The sequence below is a fragment of the Pseudomonas citronellolis genome, from assembly GCF_029335315.1.
Classification (GTDB): domain Bacteria; phylum Pseudomonadota; class Gammaproteobacteria; order Pseudomonadales; family Pseudomonadaceae; genus Pseudomonas; species Pseudomonas citronellolis_A.
Map to the genome: position 1 here is coordinate 1 of NZ_JARJLT010000378.1, position 23,469 is coordinate 23,469.

The window sequence follows — 23,469 nt, forward strand, 5'->3', positions numbered from 1 at the left end:
TGCCGCCGGGCCTCGGTGTTCCGGCCAACGGCGGATAACCGCGAACGGTTATTCGCCCTACGTTTGCGACTACCCACAAACACCAACGCCCCGACTGGCGGGGCGTTGGTGAAAGGCTGGAATCAGCCCGCGTGAGCCATCGGCTGCGGGTCGTACTCCTTGCGCACTTCGTAGAGCACGTCGAGGTTGTCGTGCTGCCAGGGGTGGAAGTCCTCGCGGAAGAAGTCGCGGTACTCGCGCAGCAGCGGGCGGAACACGCCGTGCTTGCCCCAGCTCCATTTCAGGCCGTCGCGCCAGACCCGCCAGTTCCACAGCAGGCCGTCGCGCTTGAGCATGTGCACCAGGCCGCGGAAGGTGTCGAGGACGAAGAAGAAGGTCGCCATCACCATCGCCCGGCGCAGCAGCTTGCGGCTGCCGCAGACCTGGTTGTAGACGTCGAAGGCCACCGCCTTGTGCTCGGTTTCCTCCAGCGCGTGCCAGCGCCACAGGCGTTGCATCACCGGGTCGGCGCCTTCCAGGGTGCGCGGGTTGCTGAGCAGGCCGTTGGCCATGATCGCGGTGATGTGTTCCAGCGCCGCGGTGGCCGCCAGCTGGCGCCGCGCGGGGAATTTCTTCTGGGTGTAGCGGATGCGCGCCTGGGCCAGTTTCTCGATGCGCGTGATGTCGTAACCGAGGTCCTTCAGGCGCTGGCTGTACACCAGGTGCTCGCGGCTGTGGTGGCCTTCCTGGCCGATGAAGCCACGGATCTGTTCCTTGAGCACCGGGTCGCTGATCTTCTCGCGGAAGTGCCGCACCGAGTCGATGAAGAAGCGCTCGCCGTCGGGGAACAGCACCGACATGGCATCGAACAGGTGCGAGCGGAAGGCGTCCCCGCCGTGCCAGTGGCGCGGCAGCGGATCGGGCAGCTCGAAGTCCATGTGCCGTGGCTTGATTTCCAGTCCTGCGGGGGTCGTGCTGGCCATGACGGCTCCGTGATTGTGGGTTTCCATGGCACCGATCTTCGGCTTGCGGGGGAAGCCTCACAAGGTTATCTTCTGCCAAGTTTTCGGTCATATCCGGCCAGCGCCCAGAACAAGAAGAAGCCGATGAAACAACCGCTCAACTTCACCGCCGAGCTGGTTCCGGTGGCATACGCCCAGGCCCTGCTCGACCTCGCCGAGGAGCTCGGCGTCTCGCGCGGGCGCCTGCTCGAACTGGCCCGCGTGCGCCCCGAGGTGCTGCAGAGCCCGGCCGGGCGGCTGTCCTTCATCGACTTCAACCTGCTCGCGGTCGCGGCCCTGGCCAACTGCGGCGAGCCGGCCTTCGGCCTGCTGCTGGGGCAGCGGCTGAACGTGTCGACCCACGGCATCCTCGGCTACGCGGTGCTGTCCAGCGCCAACCTCGGCAAGGCCATCGACTTCGCCCTCAAGTACTACCGCGTGCTCGGCCTGGCCTACGACCTGGAGCGGGTGGAGGAGCAGGATCGCTCGCAGCTGCGCGCCACCGAGTCGATCCCCCTCGGGCCCATGCAGCGCTTCGCCGGCGAGGGCCTGATAACCAGCCTCTACACCATCGCGCGGTTCCTGGTCGGCGAGCCGCTGCAGGGCGTCGAGGTCGGCTTCGCGTTCCCGGCGCCGGCCTATGCCGAGCGTTACCGCGAGGTGTTCGGCGTGGCGGCGGCGTTCGACCAGCCGTTCCACTACATCAGCCTGCCGCGCGAATACCTGGACCGGCCCATGGCCCTGGCCAACCCGGCCACGGTGCAGATGTGCGAGCAGCAGTGCGAGGCGCTGCTGGCCAGCCTGGACGTGCAGGAAGGCCTGCTCACGCGCATCCGCCGCCTGCTGCTGGCGCGACCCGGCGAGTTCCCCGACCTGGACACCGCCGCGCGCGAGCTGCACACCAGCGGGCGCAGCCTGCGCCGGCACCTGTCGAGCCTGGGCACCACCTACCAGGAGGTGCTGGACGACGTGCGCAAGCGCCTGGCCCTGCAGTACCTCACCACCACCCACCTGCCGTTGTACGAGATCGCGCTGCTGCTGGGCTTCAACGACCCGTCGAACTTCCGCCGGGCGTTCCGCAAGTGGACCGGCAAGCTGCCCACCGACTATCGCCGCGACTGAGCCTCAGCCGCGCAGCCGGCGTACTTCGGCCTCCAGCTCGCGGATGCGCTGGTCGCGTTCCTCCAGCGCGGCGCGCACGTCGGCCGCCTCGAAGCGCTGCGGGATGTGCTGCGGGCAATTGACGTCCCAGGCCTTCAGGCTGAACAGGATGACCTGCTCCGGGCGCCCGCTGGCGTCGGCCGGCAGCAGCCGCGCGAGCAGCTGCGGATCGTCCTCGACCACCTTCGCCTCGCCCCACAGCTTGATGCGCCGGCGCTGCGCGTAATCGATCAGGAACAGCTGCGCCCTGGGGTTCTCGGCGAGGTTGCCCTGGCTGATGTACTGGCGGTTGCCGGCGTAGTCGACGAAGCCCAGGGTGTGCTCGTCGAGCACCCGCAGGAAGCCCGCCGGCCCACCGCGATGCTGGATGTAGGGCTGGCCGTCGGTGCTGGCGGTGGCCATGAAGAAGCTGGTCTGCTCGGCGATGAAGGCGGCCAGTTCCGGGCTGACGCCGGTTTCCCAGCCGCCCCTGGCTTCCATCGCCGCGTAGCCGCGGCGCGAGCCCTTGCGGTCCTGGATGGCCTTCACGCTGGGGCTGAAGGCGACGTCGCTGGCGTAATGGGGTTGCATGGGGCGTTCCCTCCGCAGTTGGTGCTGGCGGCTATTCTGCTGCCTGCCACGAGCAGGCAGTAGCTGGCTATCCTGGCATGCATCCTTCCATTTTCCGGGAGCCTGAATGGACCGCCTCGAAGCCATGTCGATCTTCCTCGCCGCGGTGGACGCCGGCAGCCTGTCCGCCGCCGGGCGGCGCCTGGGCGTGCCGCTGAGCAGCGTCAGCCGCAAGGTCGCGGAGCTGGAGGAACACCTGGGCGCGCGCCTGTTGATCCGCTCCACCCGGCGCCTGCAACTGACCGAGGCCGGCCGCGCCTACCTGGCCGCCTGCCGGCAGATTCTCGACGCCGTGGGCGACGCCGAGCGCGCCGCCGCCGGCGAATACCAGGCGCCACGGGGCACCCTGGTGGTCACCGCGCCGCTGCTGTTCGGTCGCCTGCACCTGCAACCGCTGGTGCTGGAGTTCCTGCGCGCTTATCCACAGATCGACGTGCAGCTGTTGCTCGCCGACAGCCGCCTGCACCTGCTGGAGGAACACGTCGACCTGGCCCTGCGCATCGGCCCGCTGCCGGACAGCAGCTTCGTCGCCCGGCAGGTGGGGGCGGTGCGGCGGGTGGTCTGCGCCAGCCCCGCCTACCTCGCCGAGCACGGCGAGCCGCAGGCACCGGAGGACCTGGCCGGGCACAGCTGTGTCAGTTTCGTCGGCCTGGAGACGGCCAGCGCCTGGACCTTCCCAGGCGCCCGTGAGGTGGCGATCCGTGCGCGGCTGAGCGTGAGCAGCGCCGAGGCGGCGGTGGACGCGGCGGTGGCTGGGCTGGGGATTACCCGCGTGCTGTCCTACCAGGCCGAGCGCGAACTGCGCGCCGGGCGCCTGCTCCGGCTGTTGAAAGACTTCGAACCCGACCCGTGGCCGATCAACCTGCTGCACGCCGGCCAGGGCGCGCCACCGCTGAAGCTGCGGGCTTTCCTCGACTACCTGGCGCCGCGCCTGCGCGAACGCCTGGGGAGTTGAACCGCGACGGCTTTGCCGTCACCCTTTGCGCCTGTCCCCTTTCTGCCAGGAATTCCCCCATGGAAGCCGCCCAGCCCGCGCTGATCCGCGAAACCTTCCCCGTCGGCCCGTTGCAGTGCAACTGCACCATCATCGGCGACCCGGTCACGAAGAAGGCCATCGTGGTCGACCCGGGCGGCGACCACGAGCTGATCCTGCAACGCCTCGACGCCCTCGGCCTGAAGGTCGTCAGCATCATCCACACCCACGCGCACCTGGATCACTTCCTCGCCTCCGGGCAGATGAAGGAGAAGACCGGCGCGACCCTGCACCTGCACCAGGGCGACCAGTTCCTCTGGGACAACCTGGAAATGCAGTGCCGCATGTTCGGCGTGCCCTACACGCCGGTGCCGGCCCCGGACCAGTGGCTGCAGGATGACGAGGAGCTGGCCTGCGGCTGCGGCGTGGCGCTGCACACCCCCGGCCACACACCGGGCTCGATGAGCTTCTGGTTCCCCGGCGCCAAGCTGCTGATCGCCGGCGACACCCTGTTCCGCCGCGGCATCGGCCGCACCGACCTGTGGGGCGGCGACTACGCCACCATCGAACGCTCGATCAAACAGCGCCTGTACAGCCTGGACGAGGAGGCCACCGTGGTCACCGGCCACGGGCCGGACACCCGCCTGGGCGAGGAGATGCGCGAGAACCCCTTCATCCGGGCTTAAGCTTGCGATGGAATCTTTTGCACGTTCTATGCTCTAACCTGCCGCCCGAGATCGGGCGTACCGCAATTCAAGGAGTCTTCCTTCATGTTCACCGCACGTCGTCTGTCCATGGTCGCGGCTGCCACCGCCTTCGCCCTCATGGCCGGTTGCGCCTCGCAGAACCCCTATGACCCGAACACCCAGGTTCCGCCGGAAGGCGGCGTGAGCAAGACCGCCAAGTACGGCGGCCTGGGCGCGCTGGCCGGCGCCGTGGCCGGCGCCGCGATCAACCACGACAACCGCGGCAAGGGCGCGATGATCGGCGCCGCCGTGGCCGGCCTGGCCGGCGCGGGCTACGGCTACTACGCCGACAAGCAGGAAGCCCAGCTGCGCCAGCAGATGCAGGGCACCGGTGTGCAGGTGCAGCGCCAGGGTGACGACATCAAGCTGATCATGCCGGGCAACATCACCTTCGCCACCGACTCGGCGAACATCGCGCCGTCGTTCTACGCGCCGCTGAACAACCTGGCGAACTCCTTCAAGCAGTTCAACCAGAACAGCATCGAGATCGTCGGCTACACCGACAGCACCGGCAGCCGCCAGCACAACATGGACCTGTCGCAGCGTCGCGCGCAGAGCGTGGCCACCTACCTGACCTCGCAAGGCGTCGACGGCACCCGCGTCAGCACCCGCGGCATGGGCCCGGACCAGCCGATCGCGAGCAACTCCACGGCCGACGGCCGCGCACAGAACCGCCGCGTCGAGGTCAACCTGAAGGCCCTGCCGGGCGCCCAGGGCACCCAGCCGCAAGGCGCGCCGCAGCAGCAGTACCAGCAGCAGTACTGATAGCCGCCGCCACGAAAAAGCCCGCCGAATGGCGGGCTTTTTCGTTGGAGCGGGCTAGCCGCGTAGGGCGTATAACCGTTCGCGGTTATACGCCGTCGGCCCGAGCGCCGGAGCTGGGGCGACGGCGGATAACGCCCTTGGCGTTATGCGCCCTACGGATTGCAGAGGCGCGCGGCGGGGTCAGACCCTGGCGCCCGCCGGGAACTCGCGGTGCAGTTGCGCCAGCACCTGGTCCTTGCGTTCCCACAGCTGGTTCACCCAGCGCTGGAATTCGGCGCGGTAGTCCTCGTCCTGGTCGTAGCTCTTGCCGATGAACTGGCGCGGAATCTCCAGCTCCTCGAAGCGCACCACCACGCGCTTCAGGCGACCGGACAGCAGGCACCAGAAGGTCGGGCTGCCGTCGGGGTAGTGGATGGTCACGTTGACCAGGGTACGCAGCTGCTCGCCCATGGCGTCGAGGACGAAGGCGATGCCGCCGGCGCGCGGCTTGAGCAGGTGCTCGAAGGTCGAGCCCTGTTCGTCGTGCTTGGCGCGGGTGAAGCGGGTGCCTTCGAGGAAGTTGAAGATCGACACCGGGATGCGCTTGAACTTGGCGCAGGCCTTGCGGGTGGTGGCCAGGTCCTGGCCTTTCTTCTCCGGGTGCTTCTCCAGGAAGGCGCGGCTGTAGCGCTTCATGAAGGGGAAATCCAGCGCCCACCAGCACAGGCCGATCACCGGGACCCAGATCAGCTCCTGCTTGAGGAAGAAACGCAGCAGCGGAATGCGGCGGTTGAGCTGGTACTGCAGGACGAGGATGTCGACCCAGCTCTGGTGGTTGCTGGTCACCAGGTAGGAGTGGTCGTACTCCAGGCCTTCCAGGCCCTGGACGTTCCAGCCGGTGCGCTGCACCAGGTTCATCCAGCCCTTGTTGCAGCTGATCCAGCCTTCGGCGATCAGCCCCATGATCCGCCGGCAGACTGCCTGGGCGGGGGCGAAGGGCAGCAGCAGCTTGAACAGCGTCATGCCGAACAGCGGGATGCACCAGCACAGGGTGCTGACGATCAGCAGCAGGCCGGCGAGCGATCCGCGCAGGGCGTGGGGAAGGAAGTTGAGCATTGGCGTTCCTTGTACATGGGCGGCGCTTGCGGCGCGCGCGTGGTCGGGGTCCGGCCCCGTCGTTTCGGGCGGCACCTTCCTGTGCCCGGCGTTGGCCTGGGCCGCCGTCGGGGCGGCCCTCCTTCGATCTAGGGTTGTCGGGTGTCGGCCTGGATCGCGGTGAGCGCGATGGTGTAGACGATGTCTTCCACCAGCGCGCCACGCGACAGGTCGTTCACCGGTTTGCGCAAGCCTTGCAGCATGGGGCCGATGCTGATGCAGTCGGCGCTGCGCTGCACCGCCTTGTAGGTGGTGTTCCCGGTGTTCAGGTCGGGGAACACGTACACGGTGGCGCGGCCCGCCACCGGGCTGTCGGGGGCCTTCTGGCGACCGACGCCGGCGACGGCGGCGGCATCATACTGCAAGGGCCCGTCGATCAACAGATCGCCGCGTTTTTCCTGCGCGATGCGCGTGGCTTCCCGCACTTTGTCGACATCGGCGCCGATTCCGGAATCCCCCGTCGAGTAGCTGATCATCGCCACCCGCGGAGTGATGCCGAAGGCCTGCGCCGAGTCGGCACTCTGCAGGGCGATCTCCGCCAGGTCACTGGCCGAAGGATCGGGATTCACCGCGCAGTCGCCGTACACCACCACCTGGTCGGGCAGCAGCATGAAGAACACCGAGGACACCAGGTTGTAGCCGGGCGCCGTCTTGATCAGCTGCAGCGCTGGGCGGATGGTGTTGGCGGTGGTGTGGATGGCGCCGGAGACCAGGCCGTCCACTTCGTCCAGGGCGAGCATCATGGTGCCCAGCACCACGTTGTCTTCGAGCTGCTGCTCGGCCATGGGCGCGTTGAGGTTCTTGCCCTTGCGCAGCGCCACCATGGGTTCGACGTAGCGCCCGCGCACCCGATCCGGGTCGATGATCTCCAGGTCCTCGGGCAGGCCGATGCCGAGCATCTGCGCCACCGCGCGGACGTCGTCGGGCTTGGCCAGCAGCACGCAGCGGGCGATGCCGCGGGCGTGGCAGATCACCGCCGCCTGCACGGTGCGCGGTTCGCTGCCCTCGGGCAGGACGATGCGCTTGCCGGCGCGGGCGGCGCGTTGCGCCAGCTGGTAGCGGAACACCGGAGGCGACAGGTGCGCCTCGTGGGGCGCGCCGCAGCGCTCACGCAGCCATTCGAAGTCGATGTGCCCGGCGACGTACTCGGTGACGCGCTCGGCGCGCTCGCGGTCGTCGATGGGGATTTCCTTGTTCATCCGCCCGAGGTTGCCGGCGGTGTCGAACGAGCCGGTGTTCACCGTCAGCACCGGCAGTCCGCCCTGCAGGGCGCTGCGGCACAGTTCCATGATCCGTGCGTCCGGGGCCAGGCCGCTGCACAGCAGCAGGCCGGCCAGGGGCACGCCGTTCATGGCGGCGAGGCAGGCGGAGAGGATGATGTCGTCGCGGTCGCCCGGCACCACCACCAGCACGCCGGGCTTGAGCAGGTGCACGGTGTTCGGCGCCGAGGGCGCGCAGAGGATGATCTTCTGCACCCGGCGTTGCTCGTAGTCGCCGGCGTTGAGCACGCTGGCGTTGAGCAGGTCGGCCACGTCGCGGGTGCGCGGGGCGTTGAGGTCGTCCTGCCAGGGAATGCAGCCGAGCAGGCGGAATTCGCCGCCGCGCATCAGCGCCGAGTGTTCGCTCAGGCGGCTGGCGAAGCGCCGGGCGGCGGTCTCGCCTTCCAGCGGGCGGCCTTCCTCGTCGACGTCGCGGACCTTGTTGAGGATCACCCCGAGCAGTTTCGGGTCGTGCGGGCCGCCGAACAGCTGGGCCTGGATCTCCAGGCGGTCGCAGAGTTCGTTGAGGGTCTCGTTCTCCGGCGCCGAGACCAGGATCACCTCGGCGTCGGTGCTCTTGGCCAGGTGGAAGTTGATGCGCGCGGCGTAGCTGACGTGGCGGGTCGGCACCATGCCTTCGACGATCATCACGTCCTGGCCTTCGGCGGCCGCCTGGTACTCATGGATGATCTGTTCCAGCAGCTCGTCGAGCAGGCCGTCGCCGAGCATCCGCTCGACCTTGCCCAGGGCCAGCGGCTCCGGCGGCTTCAGGCCGTGGGTGCGGGCGACCAGCTCGCTGGAGCGTTCCGGGCCGTCGTCGCCGGGTTGCGGCTGGGCGATGGGCTTGTAGAAGCCGACCTTCAGGCCGGCGCGCTGCAGGGCGCGGATCAGCCCGAGGCTGATGGAGGTGAGGCCGACACCAAAGCCGGTGGGGGCGATGAAGAAGGTATGCATCCGGGCTCCTTAAGCCGTTCGGGTTCGCTGCTGCCCTTGTGGGGCCGGGCGCCAATCTTCAGCCGAGCACGGCCAGGGTGTCGAGGGCGATCTGGCGTTCCTCGTTGGTCGGGATCACCAGCACCCGTGGATGGCCCTCGGCGTGGATCGGCCCTTCGACGCCATGCACGCAGCGGGCGTTGGCCGCGCCGTCGAGCTGCAGGTTCATCACGTGCAGGTGCTGCACCGTGAGGTTGCGCACCAGCGGCGAGTTCTCGCCGATGCCGCCGGTGAAGATCAGCCCGTCCAGGCGCGGCAGGGCGCAGGTCATGGCCGCCAGCGACTTGGCCAGGCGGTAGCAGAACACCTCGATGGCCAGCGCCGCGTTGGCGTGGCCCTGCTCGCGGGCGTGCTCCAGGGTGCGCATGTCGTTGGACAGCCCGGAAAGCCCGAGCAGGCCGCTGTCGTGGTTGAGCATGTGGTCGATCTTCTCCAGGCTCCAGCCCAGGGTGCGCGCCAGGTGGCTGTGCAGGTTGGGGTCGACGTCGCCGCTGCGGGTGCCCATCACCAGGCCTTCCAGGGGCGTGAGGCCCATGCTGGTGTCGCGGCTCTGGCCCTCGGCCACGGCGCAGGTGGAGCTGCCGTTGCCCAGGTGCGCCGACAGCCAGTAGCTGTCGCCCAGGGCCAGGCCGCTGATTTGGGCGGCGCGGTGGCTGACGTAGCGGTGGCTGGTGCCGTGGAAGCCGTAGCGGCGCACGTGCTGCTCGCGGTACAGCGGCTCCGGCAGGGCGTAGCGGTAGGCGCGCGGCGGCAGGCTCTGGTGGAAGGCGGTGTCGAACACGGCGACGTGGGGCAGCTGTGGATAAAGCGCCATGGCCGCCTCGATGCCCAGCAGGTTGGCCGGGTTGTGCAGCGGCGCCAGGGGCACGGTGTCGCGGATCGCCTGGAGCACCTCGGCGTCGATCCGGCAGGCCTGGGTGAAACGCTCGCCGCCGTGCACCACGCGGTGGCCGATGGCGTGCAGCGGGCCCTTCAGGGCCTGCTCCACCAGCGGTAGCAGGCGGGCGAGGGCGACGTCGTGGCCGCCGCCGCCCAGGTCCAGGCTGTCGCGCTGGCCGCCGCGCTGCCAGCCGAGCACCGCGCCGGGTTCGCCGAGGCGCTCGGCCAGGCCGTGGAGGAGGAAGTCCTCGCGGTCCTCGCAGGCCAGGGCGAACTTGATCGAGGAACTGCCGCAGTTGATCACCAGGATGTTGCGTGCCGCCATGCTCGTGTCATTCCTTGTCGCTGGGGGTTGCCCGGGCGCACCAGCCGCAGGCGAAGGGCGTGCCGATCAGCGCCGCGCGCTGGCTCGGCTCCAGCACCCAGGGGCGCGACTGCCAGGGCGGCTGGTGGCGCAGGTGCTGGGTGTGGCCGCAGGACAACACTGCCACCCAGTGGCCGTCCTCGTCCTGATGGAAGTCAAGCAGGCGCGGGGCTTCGCGCACGGGCCATCCGTCCGCCGTCGGGTCGCTTTCATCCCCGTCGCAGCGTAAACTTGCCCGCTCAACTTCTTTTTCCGAAAGGTTCTTCACCATGCAGATCGCAGCCAACAAGGCGGTTTCCATCGACTATACCCTGACCAATGACGCGGGTGAGGTCATCGACAGCTCCGCCGGCGGCGCTCCGCTGGTGTACCTGCATGGTGCCGGCAACATCATCGCCGGTCTGGAAAAGGCTCTGGAAGGCAAGCAGGTCGGTGACGAGCTGGACGTTTCCATCGAGCCGGCCGACGCCTACGGCGAATACAGCGCCGAGCTGGTCGCCACCCTGACCCGCGAAATGTTCGAAGGCGTCGACGAGCTGCAGGTCGGCATGCAGTTCCACGCTTCGGCGCCGGACGGCGGCATGCAGATCGTCACCATCCGCGACATCGACGGCGACGACGTCACCGTCGACGGCAACCACCCGCTGGCCGGCCAGCAGCTGAACTTCAAGGTCAAGGTCGTCGACGTGCGCGACGCTTCCGCCGAAGAAGTCGCCCACGGCCACATCCACGGCGAAGGCGGTCACCACCACTGATCGCCGCCGGGACGTTTCGTCGGGCCGATTGATGGCCCGGTGAAGCCCGGAGGGAGCTGCTAAGCTGTACCGGTGAAAGGCGCCTTTGGGCGCCTTTCGCATGCACGGATGCAGGGTCTTTTTCCCGAACCGACTGGGATGCGCCGCGCGGACGATTTGTCCGATCGGGCGCACGGCACCTCGCGTGCCACATCATTTCCAAGGAGTACCTCAATGAGCGCATTTCACGATCTGACGCTGCATGGCCTGGATGGGCAGGACCTGCCGCTGTCCCCCTTGAAGGGCAAGGTGGTGTTGGTGGTGAACGTCGCCTCCAAGTGTGGGCTGACCCCGCAGTACGCCGGGCTGGAGAACCTCTACCAGCACTACCGCGAGCGCGGCTTCGTGGTGCTCGGCCTGCCGTGCAACCAGTTCGCCGGGCAGGAGCCGGGCAGCGAGGCGGAGATCCAGTCGTTCTGTTCGCTCAACTACGGCGTGAGCTTCCCCATGTCGGGCAAGCTCGAGGTCAACGGCCCCGATCGCCATCCGCTGTATCGCCTGCTGGCGGGCGAGGGCGCCGAATTCCCCGGTGATATCACCTGGAACTTCGAGAAATTCCTGCTCGGCCCCGACGGCCGCGTGCTGGCGCGCTTCAGCCCGCGCACCGCGCCGGATGACGCGGCGCTGCTGCAGGCCATCGAGAAGGCCCTGGGCTGAGGTCCCGCGCCGGCGGGCGAGGGCGCTTGCGCCAAACCTGCCGGCATTTCCCGCATCCCACTGTGCGCGGCGCCGACGGCCGGGTTTAATCCCCGGACCGACCGAGGACGCCGCCATGACCCGTTTCATCGCCGACACCCCCGACCTGGCCTGCGGGCCGACCCAGCTGCGCCGGCTCATCGAGCAGCGCCGCTCGGTGCGCCGCTTCACCGACGAGGCGGTGCCGGACGAGGTGCTGCGCGATTGCCTGGAACTGGCCACCCTGGCGGCCAACTCCTGCAACCTGCAGCCCTGGAGCTTCCAGGTGATCCGCGATGCGTCGCTGCGCGAGCGCCTGCACGAGGTGTGCCTCGGGCAGAACGCCGCGCGCACCGCGCCGGTGCTGATCGCCGTGCTGGCGCGCCCGGACACCTGGGCCGAGGCCTGCCGCGAAGTCGTCGCGCAGTGGCCGGAAGCGGAAGTGCCGGCACAGGTGCGCACGTTCTACGCCAAGGTCGCGCCCTTCCAGTACAACCAGGGCGCCTTCGGCCTGCGCGGGCTGTTCAAGCGCTGCCTGTATCGCTTCGTCGGCTTGCGCCGGCCGCTGATGCGCACGCCCAACAGCCACGCGCAGATGCGCCTGTGGGCGACCAAGTCGACCGCCCTGGCGGCGCAGAACCTGATGCTCGCGGTGCAGAGCCACGGCTACGCCAGCTGCCCCATGGAGGGCTTCGACGAAGTGCGCCTGCGTCGCGTGCTGGACATCCCGGCCAGGGCCGTACCGATCATGCTGCTGGCCGTGGGCCGCGCCGGCGAGCGCGGGGTGTACAACCCGCGCCTGCGCTTCCCGCTGGAGCAGCGCGTCAGCTGGCACTAGCCCGGCCGCGCGTCGATGCCCATGCGCCCGCCGCCGCGCGCCTGGCGGAACGGCTGCGCGCCGGGGTGACGGAGAGGCTGTCGGGCATCGCCGAGCGTTGACGGATTTCTGAGGGAAAATCACTGTCATCAATAGTGCTGGGCAGGGCGAGACGACCGGTCATATTCTTCGTCCCATGAACACCAGCATCCGAATCGACAAGCGCGACCTCATCCTTGCCAAGGGCTCGGCGGTCATGACCCGCTGCGGCTACCACGGCACCGGGGTGCAGGACATTGTCCAGGCCGCCGGCATTCCCAAGGGCTCCTTCTACCACTACTTCGAGAGCAAGGAAGACTTCGCCCTGCAGGCCCTGGAGGAAATCTACGCGCCGCGCCTGCAGCGCTACGCCGAGGCCCTGGGCAACCCGGCGCTGGGCCCGCGCGCGCGCATCCTCAGCTACTACAGCGAGCTGATGGCGCACTTCGCCCGCCAGGAGAAGGCCGAGTACCACTGCTTCATCGGCAGCCTCAGCTTCGAGATGGCCGAGCTGTCGCCGGCCATCGCCGCCAAGGTCGACGCCATCCTGCAACGCGGCGCCGACACCCTCCGCGACTGCCTGCTGGAGGCGCAACGCGCCGGCGAGCTGGCCGCGGACGAGAACTGCGCGAACCTCGCCGACTTCATCGCCAACGCCTGGCAGGGCGTGCTCGGGCGCCTGAAGGTCAGCGGTTCGCTGCAACCCATGGAAGCCTTCATCGCCCGCCTGGAGCGGGTACTCAAGGCCTGAATATCGTGCAACCCACTGACGAGACGACCGGTCGCCTGGACGTCCCTGGAGAACCTTTCGTGAGCGCATCCGTAGAGAGCCTGTTCGAACCCTTCCGCCTCGGCAACCTGGAGCTGCCGACCCGCGTGGTCATGGCCCCGATGACCCGCAACTTCAGCCCGGGCGGCGTGCCCCACGCCCAGGTGGTGGAGTACTACCGCCGCCGCGCCGCCGCCGGCGTCGGTCTGATCGTCACCGAAGGCACCACCGTCGACCACAAGGCCGCCAACGGCTACCCGAACGTGCCGCGCTTCCACGGCGAGGACGCCCTGGCCGGCTGGAAACAGGTGGTCGATGCGGTGCACGCCGAAGGCGGCAAGATCGTCCCGCAGCTGTGGCACGTAGGTTCCGTGCGCCGCCTGGGCGTGGAGCCGGACGCCAGCGTCCCCGGCTACGGCCCCAGCGGCAAGGTCAAGGACGGCCAGGTGGTCGTGCATGAAATGACCAAGCAGGACATCCAGGAGGTCATCGCCGCCTTCGCCCAGGCCGCCCGCGACGCCAAGGCCATCGGCATGGACGGCGTGGAGATCCACGGCGCCCACGGCTACCTGATCGACCAGTTCTTCTGGGACGGCAGCAACAAGCGCACCGACGAGTACGGCGGCAGCCTGGCCAACCGTTCGCGCTTCGCCATCGAGCTGATCCGCGCCGTGCGCGAAGCGGTGGGCCCGGACTACCCGATCATCTTCCGCTTCTCCCAGTGGAAGCAGCAGGACTACGCCGCGCGCCTGGTGCAGACCCCCGAGGAGCTGGCCGCGTTCCTCCAGCCGCTGTCCGACGCCGGCGTCGACATCTTCCACTGCTCGACCCGTCGCTTCTGGATTTCCGAGTTCGAAGGTTCCGAGCTCAACCTGGCCGGCTGGACCCGCCAGATCACCGGCAAGCCGACCATCACCGTGGGCAACGTCGGCCTGGACGGCAGCGAGTTCCTGGCCTTCTTCGGCAAGACCGACGAAGTGGCGCAACCCTCGGGCATCGACGGCCTGCTGGAGCGCCTGGGCAAGCAGGAGTTCGACCTGGTGGCGGTGGGCCGTGCCCTGCTGGTCGACCCGGACTGGGCGCTGAAGGTGCGCGCCGGTCGCCTGGACGACATCAAGCCGTTCAGCCGCGACGCGCTGATGTCGCTGGCCTGAGGCTGAGCGCTGCGCCATGACAAAACCGCCCAGGGTGCCCCCTGGGCGGTTTCTTTTGTCATGTTCCTAGGGAAATTCCTGAGGGATTTACAAAACTTTTCCTAAGCAAGGCTTCCGATCTGCTGACTTGAAGGTCGGAAACGGGCATTGTATGACCGCTTTCACACAACAATAGGCCGCTGACGGCCAAAGGAGCTAAGCCATGCGGATCGGCCTGGTGGTGGATGCGACCTGTGACCTGCCCACCGAATTCCTCGCTGCCCACAACATCCGCGTCCTGCCCATCGGTATCAATGTGGGCCAGCGACGGATCATCGACAACCGCGACCCCGACACCACCCTGCGCTTCTATTCCGAGGACCTGCCCAAGGTCGGCCCGGAGGATGGCAGCCAGCCGCTGACCGCCGCCGAGACCCAGGCCTGGTTCCTCGAGCAACTGGTCACCGATTTCGACTACGTCATCTGCCTGACCGTCAGCAGTGCGCGCAGCCCGATCTTCGATAACGCCACCCAGGCGTCGTTCGGCCTGCTGCAGAACTACCGCGAGAAACGCGCCGCGGCCGGCATCAACGGGCCCTTCGCGCTGCGCGTGGTGGACAGCCAGACGGTGTTCGCCGGCCTCGCCGTGCTGGCCGCCGAAGGCGTGCGCCTGCTCGGCGAGGACCAGCACCCGAACGCCATCCGCACGCGCCTGGAACAGCTGAGCCAGCAGATGAACACCTTCCTGGTCGCCAACGACCTCGGCCACGTGCGCCGTCGCGGCTTCCAGAAGGGCGACCGCAGCAGCATCGGCGATCGCCTGCGCGGGGCGTTCCTCGGCATCGGCTCGATGCTCGACATGAAGCCGGTGCTGAGCCTGGTGCAGGGCGAGGACAAGCCGGTATCGGTGTCGCCGAACTACGAGAAGTCCGCCGAGCGCCTGCTCAACTTCGCCCGCGCGCGGGTCGAGGCTGGCGAGCTGCTCGCGCCGCACGTGGCCCTGAGCTACGCCGGCGACCCCTCGGCGCTGCGCGACCTGCCCGGTTTCGACGCGCTGGAAAGCGCCTGTCGCGAGCGCGGCATCGCCGTGCACCTGGGCATGCTCAGCCCCACCGGCGGGATCAACCTCGGCGCCGGGGCGATGAGCCTGTCGTTCGCCGCCGAACCCAAGCCCTTCGCCTGATTCACTTGCGCGCGGTGTCGGCGCCCACGGCGTCGACACCCTTGCCCGCGCCTTCCAGGCGCGCGCGGCTGGCGTCCAGCAGGTAACCCTCGAAACGCTCGACGATGCCCCGCCACTCCTGGCGGCCGGCGTGCTGGCGCGCGTTCAGGCGCACCCGGCGCAAGCGCTCGCGGTCTTCCAGCAGCCAGCAGGCTGCGTCGATGAAATCCGCCTCGTCGCCGGGAATCGCCAGCACGCCGTCGTGTCCGTGGCGGATGTGCTGGGCGGCGGCGGCCTGGTCGTAGGCGACCACCGCCAGGCCCGAGGCCAGGGCCTCCAGGACCACGTTGCCGAAGGTCTCGGAGAGACTGGGGAAGAGGAACAGGTCGCCGCTGGCATAGTGCCGGGCCAGTTCCTCGCCGCGTTGCAGGCCGCAGAAGAGCGCCTCCGGCAGCTCGCGGGCGAGGTGCGCGCGTTGCGGGCCCTCGCCGACGATCACCAGGCGCATGCGCAGCTGCGGGTTGGCCTCGCTCAACTGGCGGAAGGCGCGGCCGAGCAGGCCGAGGTTCTTCTCCGCGGCCAGGCGGCCGACGTGCAGCACGGCGATGTCCTGCTCGCCCAGGCCCCATTCGCGGCGCAGCGCGTCGTCGCGGCGGCCGGGCTGGAACAGCTGGCCGTCGACCCCGCGGGCGAGCTGGGCGATGTGTTCGAAGCCGCGCCTTTCCAGCTCCAGCGCCTGGCTGGAGCTGGGCACCAGGGTGCGCAGGGTGCGGTTGTGGAACCAGCGCAGGTAGGCGGTCACCAGGCGCGTCAGCGGGCCCAGGCCGTAGTGCGCGCTGTACTGCTGGAAATTCGTGTGGAAGCCGCTCAGGGTCGGAATCCGCAGGCGCTTGGCGGCGCGCAGGGCGGCCAGGCCCAGGGGCCCTTCGGTGGCGATGTAGAGCACGTCCGGGCGTAGCCGCCGCCAGTGCCGCAGCAGCTTGTGCAGGCACGACTGGCCCCATTGCAGGCCGGGGTAGCCCGGCAGCGGCCAGCCTCGGGTCAGCAGCAACTCGTCGTCGCTGTGGCGGCCATCGTCCACGCTCTGGCGCGGGCGCACCACCTGCACCCGGTGGCCGAGTTGCAGCAGTCCGGCGGCAAGGCGCCCGAGGGTGTTGGCCACGCCGTTGATTTCCGGCGGAAAGGTTTCGCTGATCAGCGCGATGCGCAGGGGAGTCGTGCTCATGAACCGCAGTCTCCACCGGGGCGATGTAGGCTGTGTGACGCCGGGATTGCCGAAATGTGACGAAGGGCGGGAGAGGTCTTGTCGCGTTTTCGGAAAGGACTGTCACGCAGCTTTAGTCCGGGTGTCACACGCGGTTGCTAGAGTGCCGCGATTTCCGACAGGGGGACCCGCCGATGAGTGACAAACGCGATCTGAATCCCGGGCAGGAAGACGCCCAGCAGCTGCCGGATGCCGGACGCCGGCGTTTCCTCGGCGGGGCTGCCGCCTTGAGCGCCGGTGCGGCGCTCGTCGGCCTGGTGGGCGAGGGCGCGGCCCAGGCCGCCGAGGTGGCGCGCGAACTGGCCGGTGCCGAGCTGGACGGGGCGCTGCGCGAGCAGGTGAAGAATGTCGTGGTCATCTACGCCGAGAACCGCAGCTTCAACAACCTGTTCGGCGACTTCCCCGGTGTGGAAAAGCCGCTGTCGGCACTGCAACCGGCCGAGTACCAGCAACGCGACCGCGACGGCCGCCTGTTGGACAGGCTGCCGCTGGTGCACGGTGGCGTGTTGCAACTGGGCCAGACCCTGGAAGGGGTGAACTACGTCGAGGGCGTGCAATACCAGGAAAACCTGGCCAACGCGCCCTTCGCGCTCAAGGGGCCGCAGGGCGAGGACCTGCCCCTGGGCCTGGTGACCCGCGACCTCTGGCACGTGTTCTACCAGAACCAGATGCAGATCAACGGCGGGCGCAACGACATGTTCGTCGCCTGGGCCGACTCCGGCGCGCTGCCCATGGGCTACTACGCGCAGGCCCCGTACAGCCTGCGCCTGTGGGACCTGGCCCGCGACTTCGTGCTGTGCGACAACTTCTTCCAGGGCACCTTCGGTGGCTCCTTCCTCAACCACCAGTACCTGGTGGCGGCGACCCCGCCGGTGTACCCGGACGTGCGCAACTCGCCGGCACACACGCAGATCGCCGAGCTGATGAGCGACAACCCGGCCGACCCGCGCCTGAAACCGCTGGAGGACTCGCCCGCCAGCGTCGCCGGCGGCCCGCCGAAGTTCGGCCCCAGCGCGCTGACCCCCGACGGCTACGGCGTCAATACCATGCTGCCGCCCTACTGGCCGACCGCCCAGCGCGACCCCAAGCGCCCGGACTATGCGCTGCCCGAGCAGCCCAACGTGATGCTGCCGCAGCGCCACGAACATATCGGCGACAAGCTGAGCAAGAAAGGCCTCGACTGGGCCTGGTACGCCGGCGCCTGGCAGGCCACCCTGGAGCAGTACAAGAGTTCCGGCGGCATCCCGAAGATTCCCAACTTCCAATACCACCACCAGCCGTTCAACTATTTCGTCCAGCAGGGCCCGGAGCACGCCGAGGAGCGTGCGAAGCGCCTGCGCGACGGTGGCCTGGGCGACGACCCGTCGAGCAACCGCTTCTTCGCCGACGCCCAGGCCGGCAAGCTGCCGCCGGTGACCTTCTACAAACCCCAGGGCAACCTCAACATGCACGCCGGCTACGCCGACGTGGCCAGCGGCGACCGGCACATCGTGCGGGCGGTGAAGCACCTGATGGAAAGCCCGCAGTGGGCGAACATGGTGATCGTCATCACGGTGGACGAGAACGGCGGCTGGTGGGACCACGTGGCGCCGCCCAAGGGCGACCGCTGGGGCCCTGGCTCACGCGTGCCGGCGCTGGTGGTGTCGCCCTTCGCCCGCCACGGCACGGTGGACCACACGGTCTACGACACCGGCTCGATCCTGCGCCTGATCACCCGCGTGTTCGACCTGGAGAAACTCGACGGCCTGAAACTGCGCGACGACGCCATGCGCGCCCGCGGCCAGACCCCAATGGGCGACCTGACCGCGGCATTGCGCTTCGAGGCCTGAAACGAAAGAGCCCCGGCTGCTGCCGGGGCTCCTCACGTGCTTTGCGCGATTCAGTTCGCGGCGATCTTCACCCACTCGTATTCGAGCGAAAGGTTGCCGGCCTTCTTCACCGTGAAGACGTTGCCCTTGATCCCGACCGTCGTCGGCTGGCCGGTGAAGTCGAACGTGAAGTCCTTGGCGTCGCGGAACTCGCCGTCGATTTCCTGCCAGGTGAAATGCAGCTGGCCACCGTAGAAACCGTCGAAGGTGATGCGCTTCAGGCTGCGCACATCGAACGGCGCCCGGGTTTCTTCCGCGTTGAGCGACGCCGCCTGCGCGCTGGACATCGATTTGTTCCAGATAGTGTTCATGCGGTTGTGGATGGAGTTGTCCACAACCCATTCCTTCTCGCCGGACGCATCATTGGCGATGCGTACCCCGACGCAGTCGCCATTGGCGATCACGCTGCCCAGGCCGGGGAAGGAAGCGGCGACGTTCTCGGCGGCTCCGCAGTAGTACTTCCAGTCGGGGGTGATGCGCGAAAGCGTGAGGTCCCCCGCGCCGATGTGCACGGGGAACGGAATCAGCATCGAGCCGGGCACCATCAGGTCGACAGGCTCGGCGATGCGGATTCGTTCGCCCTTGATATAAGCGCCTTCGACGAACAGGTCCTGGCCGGTCTCGGCGCTCAGCGAGGTGCCCATCGGCGCGGTGAACTTCCTGAAACTCACCGGCGCTTGCTGGGGCGGCGTGGCGGCGCACCCAGCGAGAGTCAACGAAAGGCCGAGAAGCCATGGAGTAGTGCGCATTTCCTCTCCCTAGGGGCCCGTTGCAGGGCCTGCCCGAAAAAAAGGGCGCATTGTAGTGCGCCCTCGGGTCGACCGGGAGTCGGAATTCCGGGGCGCTATTTCACCAGCGCCTTCTCACCCTCTTCGCGCACCCAGAACAGCACCGCCCCGGCCACGGCGGCGGGCATGACGACCAGGTTGACGACCGGGATCAGCAGCGCGAGATAGGTGACACCGCCAAAACCCATGCAGCTCCAGCGCTTGCTGCGCAGCCAGGCGAGCATTTCGTGCCAGCCGAGCTTGTGGTTGTCGGCGGGGTAATCGATGTACTGCACGGCCATCATCCACACGCCGAACACCAGCCACAGCGGGGTGGCGATGAGGTTCACGCCGGGGATCAGGCTGAGGATGAACAGGCCGATGGCGCGCGGCAGGAAGTAGCCGAGCTTGCGCAGTTCGCGCGCCACGGTGCGCGGCACCATGGCCGCCAGTTCGCTCCAGCTGAAGGCCGGGAAGTCGTCCTTGCCGCGCACCACCACTTCCACCTTTTCGGCGAGGAAGCCGTTGAACGGCGAGGCGATCAGGTTGGCCACCAGGCTGAAGCCGAAGAACAGGATCAGCAGCACCAGCACGACGAACAGCGGCCAGAGGATGTATTCGAGGAAGTTCAGCCAGTGCGGCAGGCTGGGCATCAGCCAGGCCACCCAGTGTTCGAACTGGTTGACGGCGAAGGCGATGAGGCCGACGAACAGCAGCACGTTGATGGTCAGGGGCAGCAGCACGAACAGGCGCAGCCCCGGGCGCATCATCAGTTTCAGGCCTTCGCCGAGGTATTGCGGGCCGCTGAGGGTGGACATGGAACATCTCCGTGGGAAACCAGCCTGCGACCTTAGCAGGGCCGGCGCGGAGCCGCGAGCCGTCTGTTTTGCCTGTTGTGTAGCGTTCAGGCGCGGTAGCGGCTGAACTGGTTGCGCTGCTGCTTGGCGTGGTACATGGCGCTGTCCGCGGCCTGGATCAGGCCCTCGGCGTCGCCGGCGTCGGTGGGGTAGAGGGCGATGCCGATACTCGCGGAGAGGAACTCCAGGCGTTGGCCGGCGGCGTGGTAGTCCTCGTTGAGGCTGGCCAGCAGGCGCCGGGCGAGGCTTTCCGCGGTGCCGCTGTCGACCGCTTCGAGCACCACGGCGAACTCGTCGCCGCCCAGGCGGAAGGCCAGGTCGGGCTGGCGCAGGTTGCTGCGCAGGCGTTCGCCGACCTGGGCCAGTACCGCGTCGCCGGCGGCGTGGCCGAAGCGGTCGTTGACCGGCTTGAAGTGGTCCAGGTCGACGTACAGCAGCGCCACGCTGGCGCCGCCTGCACAACGTTGCAGGGCTTCGGGCAGCTGCTCGTTGAAGGCCTTGCGGTTGCCCAGGCCGGTGAGCGCGTCGCGGTAGGCCAGGTCGAGCAGGCGCTGCTGGTAGGCCACCTGCAGGCTGATGTCGCGGAGGATGCCGCGAAAGCCGCGGAACTCGCCGCTGGCGTCGATGATTGGCGAGACCCGCGTCTCGAAGGTCACGCGCTGGCCGTCGCGGCGCTTGAAGGGGGCGGCGAAGGTGGTCTCGTGTTCGTCGTTGCGCACCTGCTGGTAGAGGCTGCGGGCGCGGGTCACGTCCTGCTCGTCGAGCAGTTGGCGGTAGGAGTACCCCACCACCTCGTCGGCGCCGTAGCCGAGCAGGCGGCAGAAGGCGGCGTTGACCGTGAGTACGACGCCGTCGCCGTCCATTTCGAAATAGCCGTCGCGGATGGTTTCGAGGATGGCGCGGTCGCGCGCTTCGCTCTGTTCCAGGCGCACGAGCATCTGGTTGACCTCGCTGGCCATCTGCCCGACTTCGTCGCGGCCCATTTCCGACAGGCGCGCCGGGCCCGATGCGGCGCCGATGTTGGCGACCTCGTGGTTGAGCCGCTGGACCCGGCGGATCACCCAGACTTCCAGGGCCACGTAGGCCAGGAGCATGGCGCCCAGGGTGAGCAGCAGGGTCATGCCGAGGAACGCCCGGGTGGCTTCGCGGCCTTGCTGGAAGGCCTGGCGTGACTTGCCGATGTCGAGGCGGAACTGTGGCTGGCCGGCGCCGTCGAGGAACAGCAGGCTGGCCTGCTGGGTGTTCTTGTCGAGCACCCGGCGCGGGCTGAGCAGGGCGCCGCCGTTGCGCCCCGGCACCTGCAGGGTGCGCCAGTCTTCGCCGGGGTCCAGCCTGGGTTGCAGGCGCAGGCTGGCGTCCATCTGCTCCTGCAGGGCCTGGAGGCGCTGCGGGCCGAGCAGGTAGCCGGCCACCAGGGCGCCAACCGGCGGCGCCAGGCCGGTGTTGTCGCTGATCGGCTGGCTGAGCAGCAGCAGCGGGTAGCCGTCGAGCAGCAGCCATTGCGCCAGGCTGCGCGAGGCGTCGCCCTGGATGTCGAGTACACCCAGGCGCAGCGCGGTGGCCAGCAGGTCGTCGCGCAGCTTCTCGGCCGGCGGCGGCTGGTTCAGCGGGGCGATGGAGGCCAGGCGCGCCTGGTCCCAGCGCTGGGTGACGACCTTGCCCTGGCGGTCGAGGTAGAGGACGAAGTCGAAGTCGAGGTTGCCGAGCATGTCGATGTCGAGGTTTTCGGCGACGAAGTGCGGGTCCGGCCGCGCCACGAAGCGATAGCTGGCGTCCCACCAGGCGTAGCTGCGGAGGATGTCCAGGTGGCGCTTCTTCTCGAAACCCAGGCGGTTGCTCAGCACCCGCACTTCGTCGTATAGGCGCTGGCGGTCGTCGCGGTCGAAGCGTTCGAGCAGGATGCGCTCGGACAGCAGCCAGATGCCCAGCAGGTTGAAGGCGAGCAGCGGCAGGAACAGCCAGAGCAGTCGGGTTCGTAAGGTCATGCCGGGCGTGGGGGCGGAGGGCGACCCCTTGAGTCTAGTAGGCTTGCCGAGGGGCATAGCCGGTGTCTATCGGGCGTATTGAGATTGGGCATTTTGCCGATTCGATTGTGCGAATTAACCTGCGCGGCAAGTTGTAATCGCGAAGATGGTTGTAGGTGAATTGGGCTGACCCTGACTTATCTCAAGGTGATTTTGAGATTCGTCTGACAGACTTTGAGCCGTGGATAAGTCCACGGCAGCGCCGATCACTCCTGCCGGCCCTGCCTTCCTCGCGATCTGTGCGTTTAGCGGGAGCTGCCGTCCCTCCCAACCTTCCCCCAGGTAACTTGGCAGCTCCCTTTTCTTCTTCAGCGAGGAGTCCGTCATGTCGGAAGTTCGCCACGCCCGCGTCATCATCCTCGGCTCCGGCCCCGCCGGTTACTCCGCCGCCGTCTACGCCGCGCGCGCCAACCTCAAGCCGCTGCTGATCACCGGCATCCAGGCCGGTGGCCAACTGACCACCACCACCGAAGTCGACAACTGGCCCGGCGACCCCCACGGCCTCACCGGCCCGGCGCTGATGCAGCGCATGCAGGAACACGCCGAGCGCTTCGAAACCGAGATCGTCTTCGACCACATCAACGCCGTCGACCTGGCCGGCAAGCCCTTCGTGCTCAAGGGCGACAGTGGCACCTACACGGCCGACGCGCTGATCATCGCCACCGGCGCCAGCGCCCGCTACCTGGGCCTGGATTCGGAGGCGGCGTTCATGGGCAAGGGCGTCTCGGCCTGCGCCACCTGCGACGGTTTCTTCTACCGCAACCGCGAGGTGGCGGTGGTCGGCGGCGGCAACACCGCGGTCGAGGAGGCGCTGTACCTGGCCAACATCGCCAGCAAGGTGACCCTGGTGCACCGCCGCGAGACCTTCCGCGCCGAGAAGATTCTCCAGGACAAGCTGCGCGCGCGTATCGCCGAGGGGCGCATCGTCCTCAAGCTCAACGCCCAGGTGGATGAAGTGCTGGGTGACGACATGGGCGTGACCGGCGTGCGCCTGCGCAACAACGACGGCGGCGGCGACGAGCTGAAGGTGGACGGCCTGTTCGTCGCCATTGGCCACACGCCGAACACGTCGCTGTTCGAGAGCCAGTTGCAGACCAAGGACGGCTACCTGGTGATCAACGGCGGCCGCGATGGCAACGCCACCGCCACCAACATTCCCGGCGTGTTCGCCGCCGGCGACGTGGCCGATCACGTCTACCGCCAGGCCATCACCTCGGCCGGCGCCGGCTGCATGGCGGCGCTCGACGTCGAGCGCTACCTGGATTCCCTGTAACGGCCCCAAGAGCCGGCGTGCAGGACGAAGCCCCGCTGGTCGGGGCTTTTTCCTGGGTGGGGGACGAGCTTCCTGGAGTATTGCTCGCGAAGGGGGCTACCCGGCTGACTGTGAGGCTTTTCGTTCTGCCGTCCGGTCCCCTCTCCCGCTTGCGGGGGAGGGTT

The 23,469-nt window shown here is 68.3% G+C and carries 22 protein-coding genes; 12 read left to right on the forward strand and 10 right to left on the reverse strand.

Annotated features, from left to right (window positions below; genetic code table 11):
* Window positions 1-122 precede the first annotated feature (122 nt).
* On the reverse strand, window positions 123-962 hold the full coding sequence (locus P3W75_RS28470) for a metal-dependent hydrolase (protein ID WP_276230666.1): 840 nt from the start codon (window positions 960-962) through the stop codon (window positions 123-125).
* A gap of 123 nt (window positions 963-1,085) precedes the next feature.
* On the opposite strand from P3W75_RS28470, the gene P3W75_RS28475 reads away from it, so the two are divergent.
* A complete protein-coding gene (locus tag P3W75_RS28475; RefSeq protein ID WP_276230667.1) occupies window positions 1,086-2,102 on the forward strand; it encodes an AraC family transcriptional regulator in 1,017 nt (338 codons plus the stop codon).
* A gap of 3 nt (window positions 2,103-2,105) precedes the next feature.
* Here P3W75_RS28475 and P3W75_RS28480 read toward each other — a convergent pair whose 3' ends face one another.
* Window positions 2,106-2,711, reverse strand: a complete 606-nt coding sequence (locus P3W75_RS28480; RefSeq protein WP_276230668.1) for a pyridoxamine 5'-phosphate oxidase family protein — start codon at window positions 2,709-2,711, stop codon at window positions 2,106-2,108.
* Window positions 2,712-2,817: 106 nt separating this feature from the next.
* Between P3W75_RS28480 and P3W75_RS28485 the strand changes: the two genes are divergently transcribed.
* The 3 genes from P3W75_RS28485 to P3W75_RS28495 all read left to right on the forward strand — a co-directional run bounded on the left by P3W75_RS28485 (window position 2,818) and on the right by P3W75_RS28495 (window position 5,234).
* Window positions 2,818-3,705: a LysR family transcriptional regulator gene (locus tag P3W75_RS28485; RefSeq protein WP_276230669.1), complete on the forward strand. Its 888-nt coding sequence runs from the start codon at window positions 2,818-2,820 to the stop codon at window positions 3,703-3,705.
* A gap of 59 nt (window positions 3,706-3,764) precedes the next feature.
* Window positions 3,765-4,409 carry an MBL fold metallo-hydrolase gene (locus P3W75_RS28490; protein WP_276230670.1) on the forward strand — a complete coding sequence of 215 codons (645 nt, stop codon included), beginning with the start codon at window positions 3,765-3,767 and terminating at the stop codon, window positions 4,407-4,409.
* An 84-nt stretch (window positions 4,410-4,493) separates the two neighbouring features.
* Window positions 4,494-5,234 carry an OmpA family protein gene (locus P3W75_RS28495; protein WP_276230671.1) on the forward strand — a complete coding sequence of 247 codons (741 nt, stop codon included), beginning with the start codon at window positions 4,494-4,496 and terminating at the stop codon, window positions 5,232-5,234.
* 180 nt (window positions 5,235-5,414) lie between these two features.
* Here the strand turns inward: P3W75_RS28495 and P3W75_RS28500 are convergent, their stop codons facing one another.
* The 4 genes from P3W75_RS28500 to P3W75_RS28515 form a co-directional block, all read right to left on the reverse strand.
* Window positions 5,415-6,329, reverse strand: a complete 915-nt coding sequence (locus tag P3W75_RS28500; protein ID WP_276230672.1) for an acyltransferase — start codon at window positions 6,327-6,329, stop codon at window positions 5,415-5,417.
* A gap of 128 nt (window positions 6,330-6,457) precedes the next feature.
* Window positions 6,458-8,581 (reverse strand): phosphate acetyltransferase, encoded by a 2,124-nt coding sequence (gene pta / locus P3W75_RS28505; RefSeq protein ID WP_276230673.1) that lies wholly within the window; start codon window positions 8,579-8,581, stop codon window positions 6,458-6,460.
* Window positions 8,582-8,639: 58 nt separating this feature from the next.
* The gene (locus P3W75_RS28510; RefSeq protein ID WP_276230674.1) at window positions 8,640-9,824 is read right to left on the reverse strand and encodes an acetate kinase; all 1,185 of its coding nucleotides are present in this window, start codon (window positions 9,822-9,824) and stop codon (window positions 8,640-8,642) included.
* A 7-nt stretch (window positions 9,825-9,831) separates the two neighbouring features.
* Window positions 9,832-10,164 carry a DUF3565 domain-containing protein gene (locus tag P3W75_RS28515; RefSeq protein WP_276230675.1) on the reverse strand — a complete coding sequence of 111 codons (333 nt, stop codon included), beginning with the start codon at window positions 10,162-10,164 and terminating at the stop codon, window positions 9,832-9,834.
* Between P3W75_RS28515 and P3W75_RS28520 the strand changes: the two genes are divergently transcribed.
* From P3W75_RS28520 to P3W75_RS28545, 6 genes are all read left to right on the forward strand, one after another.
* Entirely contained in the window at window positions 10,133-10,618 is a 486-nt protein-coding gene (locus P3W75_RS28520) for an FKBP-type peptidyl-prolyl cis-trans isomerase (protein WP_276230676.1), read from the forward strand. The two genes, P3W75_RS28515 and P3W75_RS28520, sit on opposite strands and share 32 nt — an antisense overlap.
* Window positions 10,619-10,831: 213 nt before the next feature.
* Window positions 10,832-11,314, forward strand: coding sequence for a glutathione peroxidase (locus P3W75_RS28525; protein WP_276230677.1), 483 nt, complete (start codon window positions 10,832-10,834; stop codon window positions 11,312-11,314).
* A 115-nt stretch (window positions 11,315-11,429) separates the two neighbouring features.
* A complete protein-coding gene (locus P3W75_RS28530; RefSeq protein ID WP_276230678.1) occupies window positions 11,430-12,170 on the forward strand; it encodes a nitroreductase family protein in 741 nt (246 codons plus the stop codon).
* A gap of 175 nt (window positions 12,171-12,345) precedes the next feature.
* Window positions 12,346-12,939, forward strand: a complete 594-nt coding sequence (locus P3W75_RS28535; RefSeq protein WP_276230679.1) for a TetR/AcrR family transcriptional regulator — start codon at window positions 12,346-12,348, stop codon at window positions 12,937-12,939.
* A gap of 59 nt (window positions 12,940-12,998) precedes the next feature.
* Window positions 12,999-14,111 carry an NADH:flavin oxidoreductase gene (locus P3W75_RS28540; protein ID WP_276230680.1) on the forward strand — a complete coding sequence of 371 codons (1,113 nt, stop codon included), beginning with the start codon at window positions 12,999-13,001 and terminating at the stop codon, window positions 14,109-14,111.
* A gap of 202 nt (window positions 14,112-14,313) precedes the next feature.
* Window positions 14,314-15,273, forward strand: a complete 960-nt coding sequence (locus P3W75_RS28545; RefSeq protein ID WP_276230681.1) for a DegV family protein — start codon at window positions 14,314-14,316, stop codon at window positions 15,271-15,273.
* A 1-nt stretch (window position 15,274) separates the two neighbouring features.
* Here P3W75_RS28545 and P3W75_RS28550 read toward each other — a convergent pair whose 3' ends face one another.
* Window positions 15,275-16,477 (reverse strand): glycosyltransferase family 4 protein, encoded by a 1,203-nt coding sequence (locus P3W75_RS28550; protein WP_276230682.1) that lies wholly within the window; start codon window positions 16,475-16,477, stop codon window positions 15,275-15,277.
* Window positions 16,478-16,650: 173 nt separating this feature from the next.
* Here P3W75_RS28550 and acpA point away from each other — a divergent pair, with 173 nt between their 5' ends.
* The gene (gene acpA / locus P3W75_RS28555; protein WP_276230683.1) at window positions 16,651-18,345 is read left to right on the forward strand and encodes an acid phosphatase; all 1,695 of its coding nucleotides are present in this window, start codon (window positions 16,651-16,653) and stop codon (window positions 18,343-18,345) included.
* A 50-nt stretch (window positions 18,346-18,395) separates the two neighbouring features.
* Here the strand turns inward: acpA and P3W75_RS28560 are convergent, their stop codons facing one another.
* The 3 genes from P3W75_RS28560 to P3W75_RS28570 form a co-directional block, all read right to left on the reverse strand.
* Window positions 18,396-19,028 (reverse strand): hypothetical protein, encoded by a 633-nt coding sequence (locus tag P3W75_RS28560; protein ID WP_276230684.1) that lies wholly within the window; start codon window positions 19,026-19,028, stop codon window positions 18,396-18,398.
* A gap of 200 nt (window positions 19,029-19,228) precedes the next feature.
* On the reverse strand, window positions 19,229-19,969 hold the full coding sequence (gene cysZ, locus P3W75_RS28565; protein WP_276230685.1) for a sulfate transporter CysZ: 741 nt from the start codon (window positions 19,967-19,969) through the stop codon (window positions 19,229-19,231).
* Between the two features lie 86 nt (window positions 19,970-20,055).
* Window positions 20,056-21,993 carry a sensor domain-containing diguanylate cyclase gene (locus tag P3W75_RS28570; RefSeq protein ID WP_276230686.1) on the reverse strand — a complete coding sequence of 646 codons (1,938 nt, stop codon included), beginning with the start codon at window positions 21,991-21,993 and terminating at the stop codon, window positions 20,056-20,058.
* Between the two features lie 364 nt (window positions 21,994-22,357).
* On the opposite strand from P3W75_RS28570, the gene trxB reads away from it, so the two are divergent.
* Window positions 22,358-23,305, forward strand: a complete 948-nt coding sequence (gene trxB, locus P3W75_RS28575; protein ID WP_276230687.1) for a thioredoxin-disulfide reductase — start codon at window positions 22,358-22,360, stop codon at window positions 23,303-23,305.
* The last annotated feature ends 164 nt before the right edge of the window (window positions 23,306-23,469 follow it).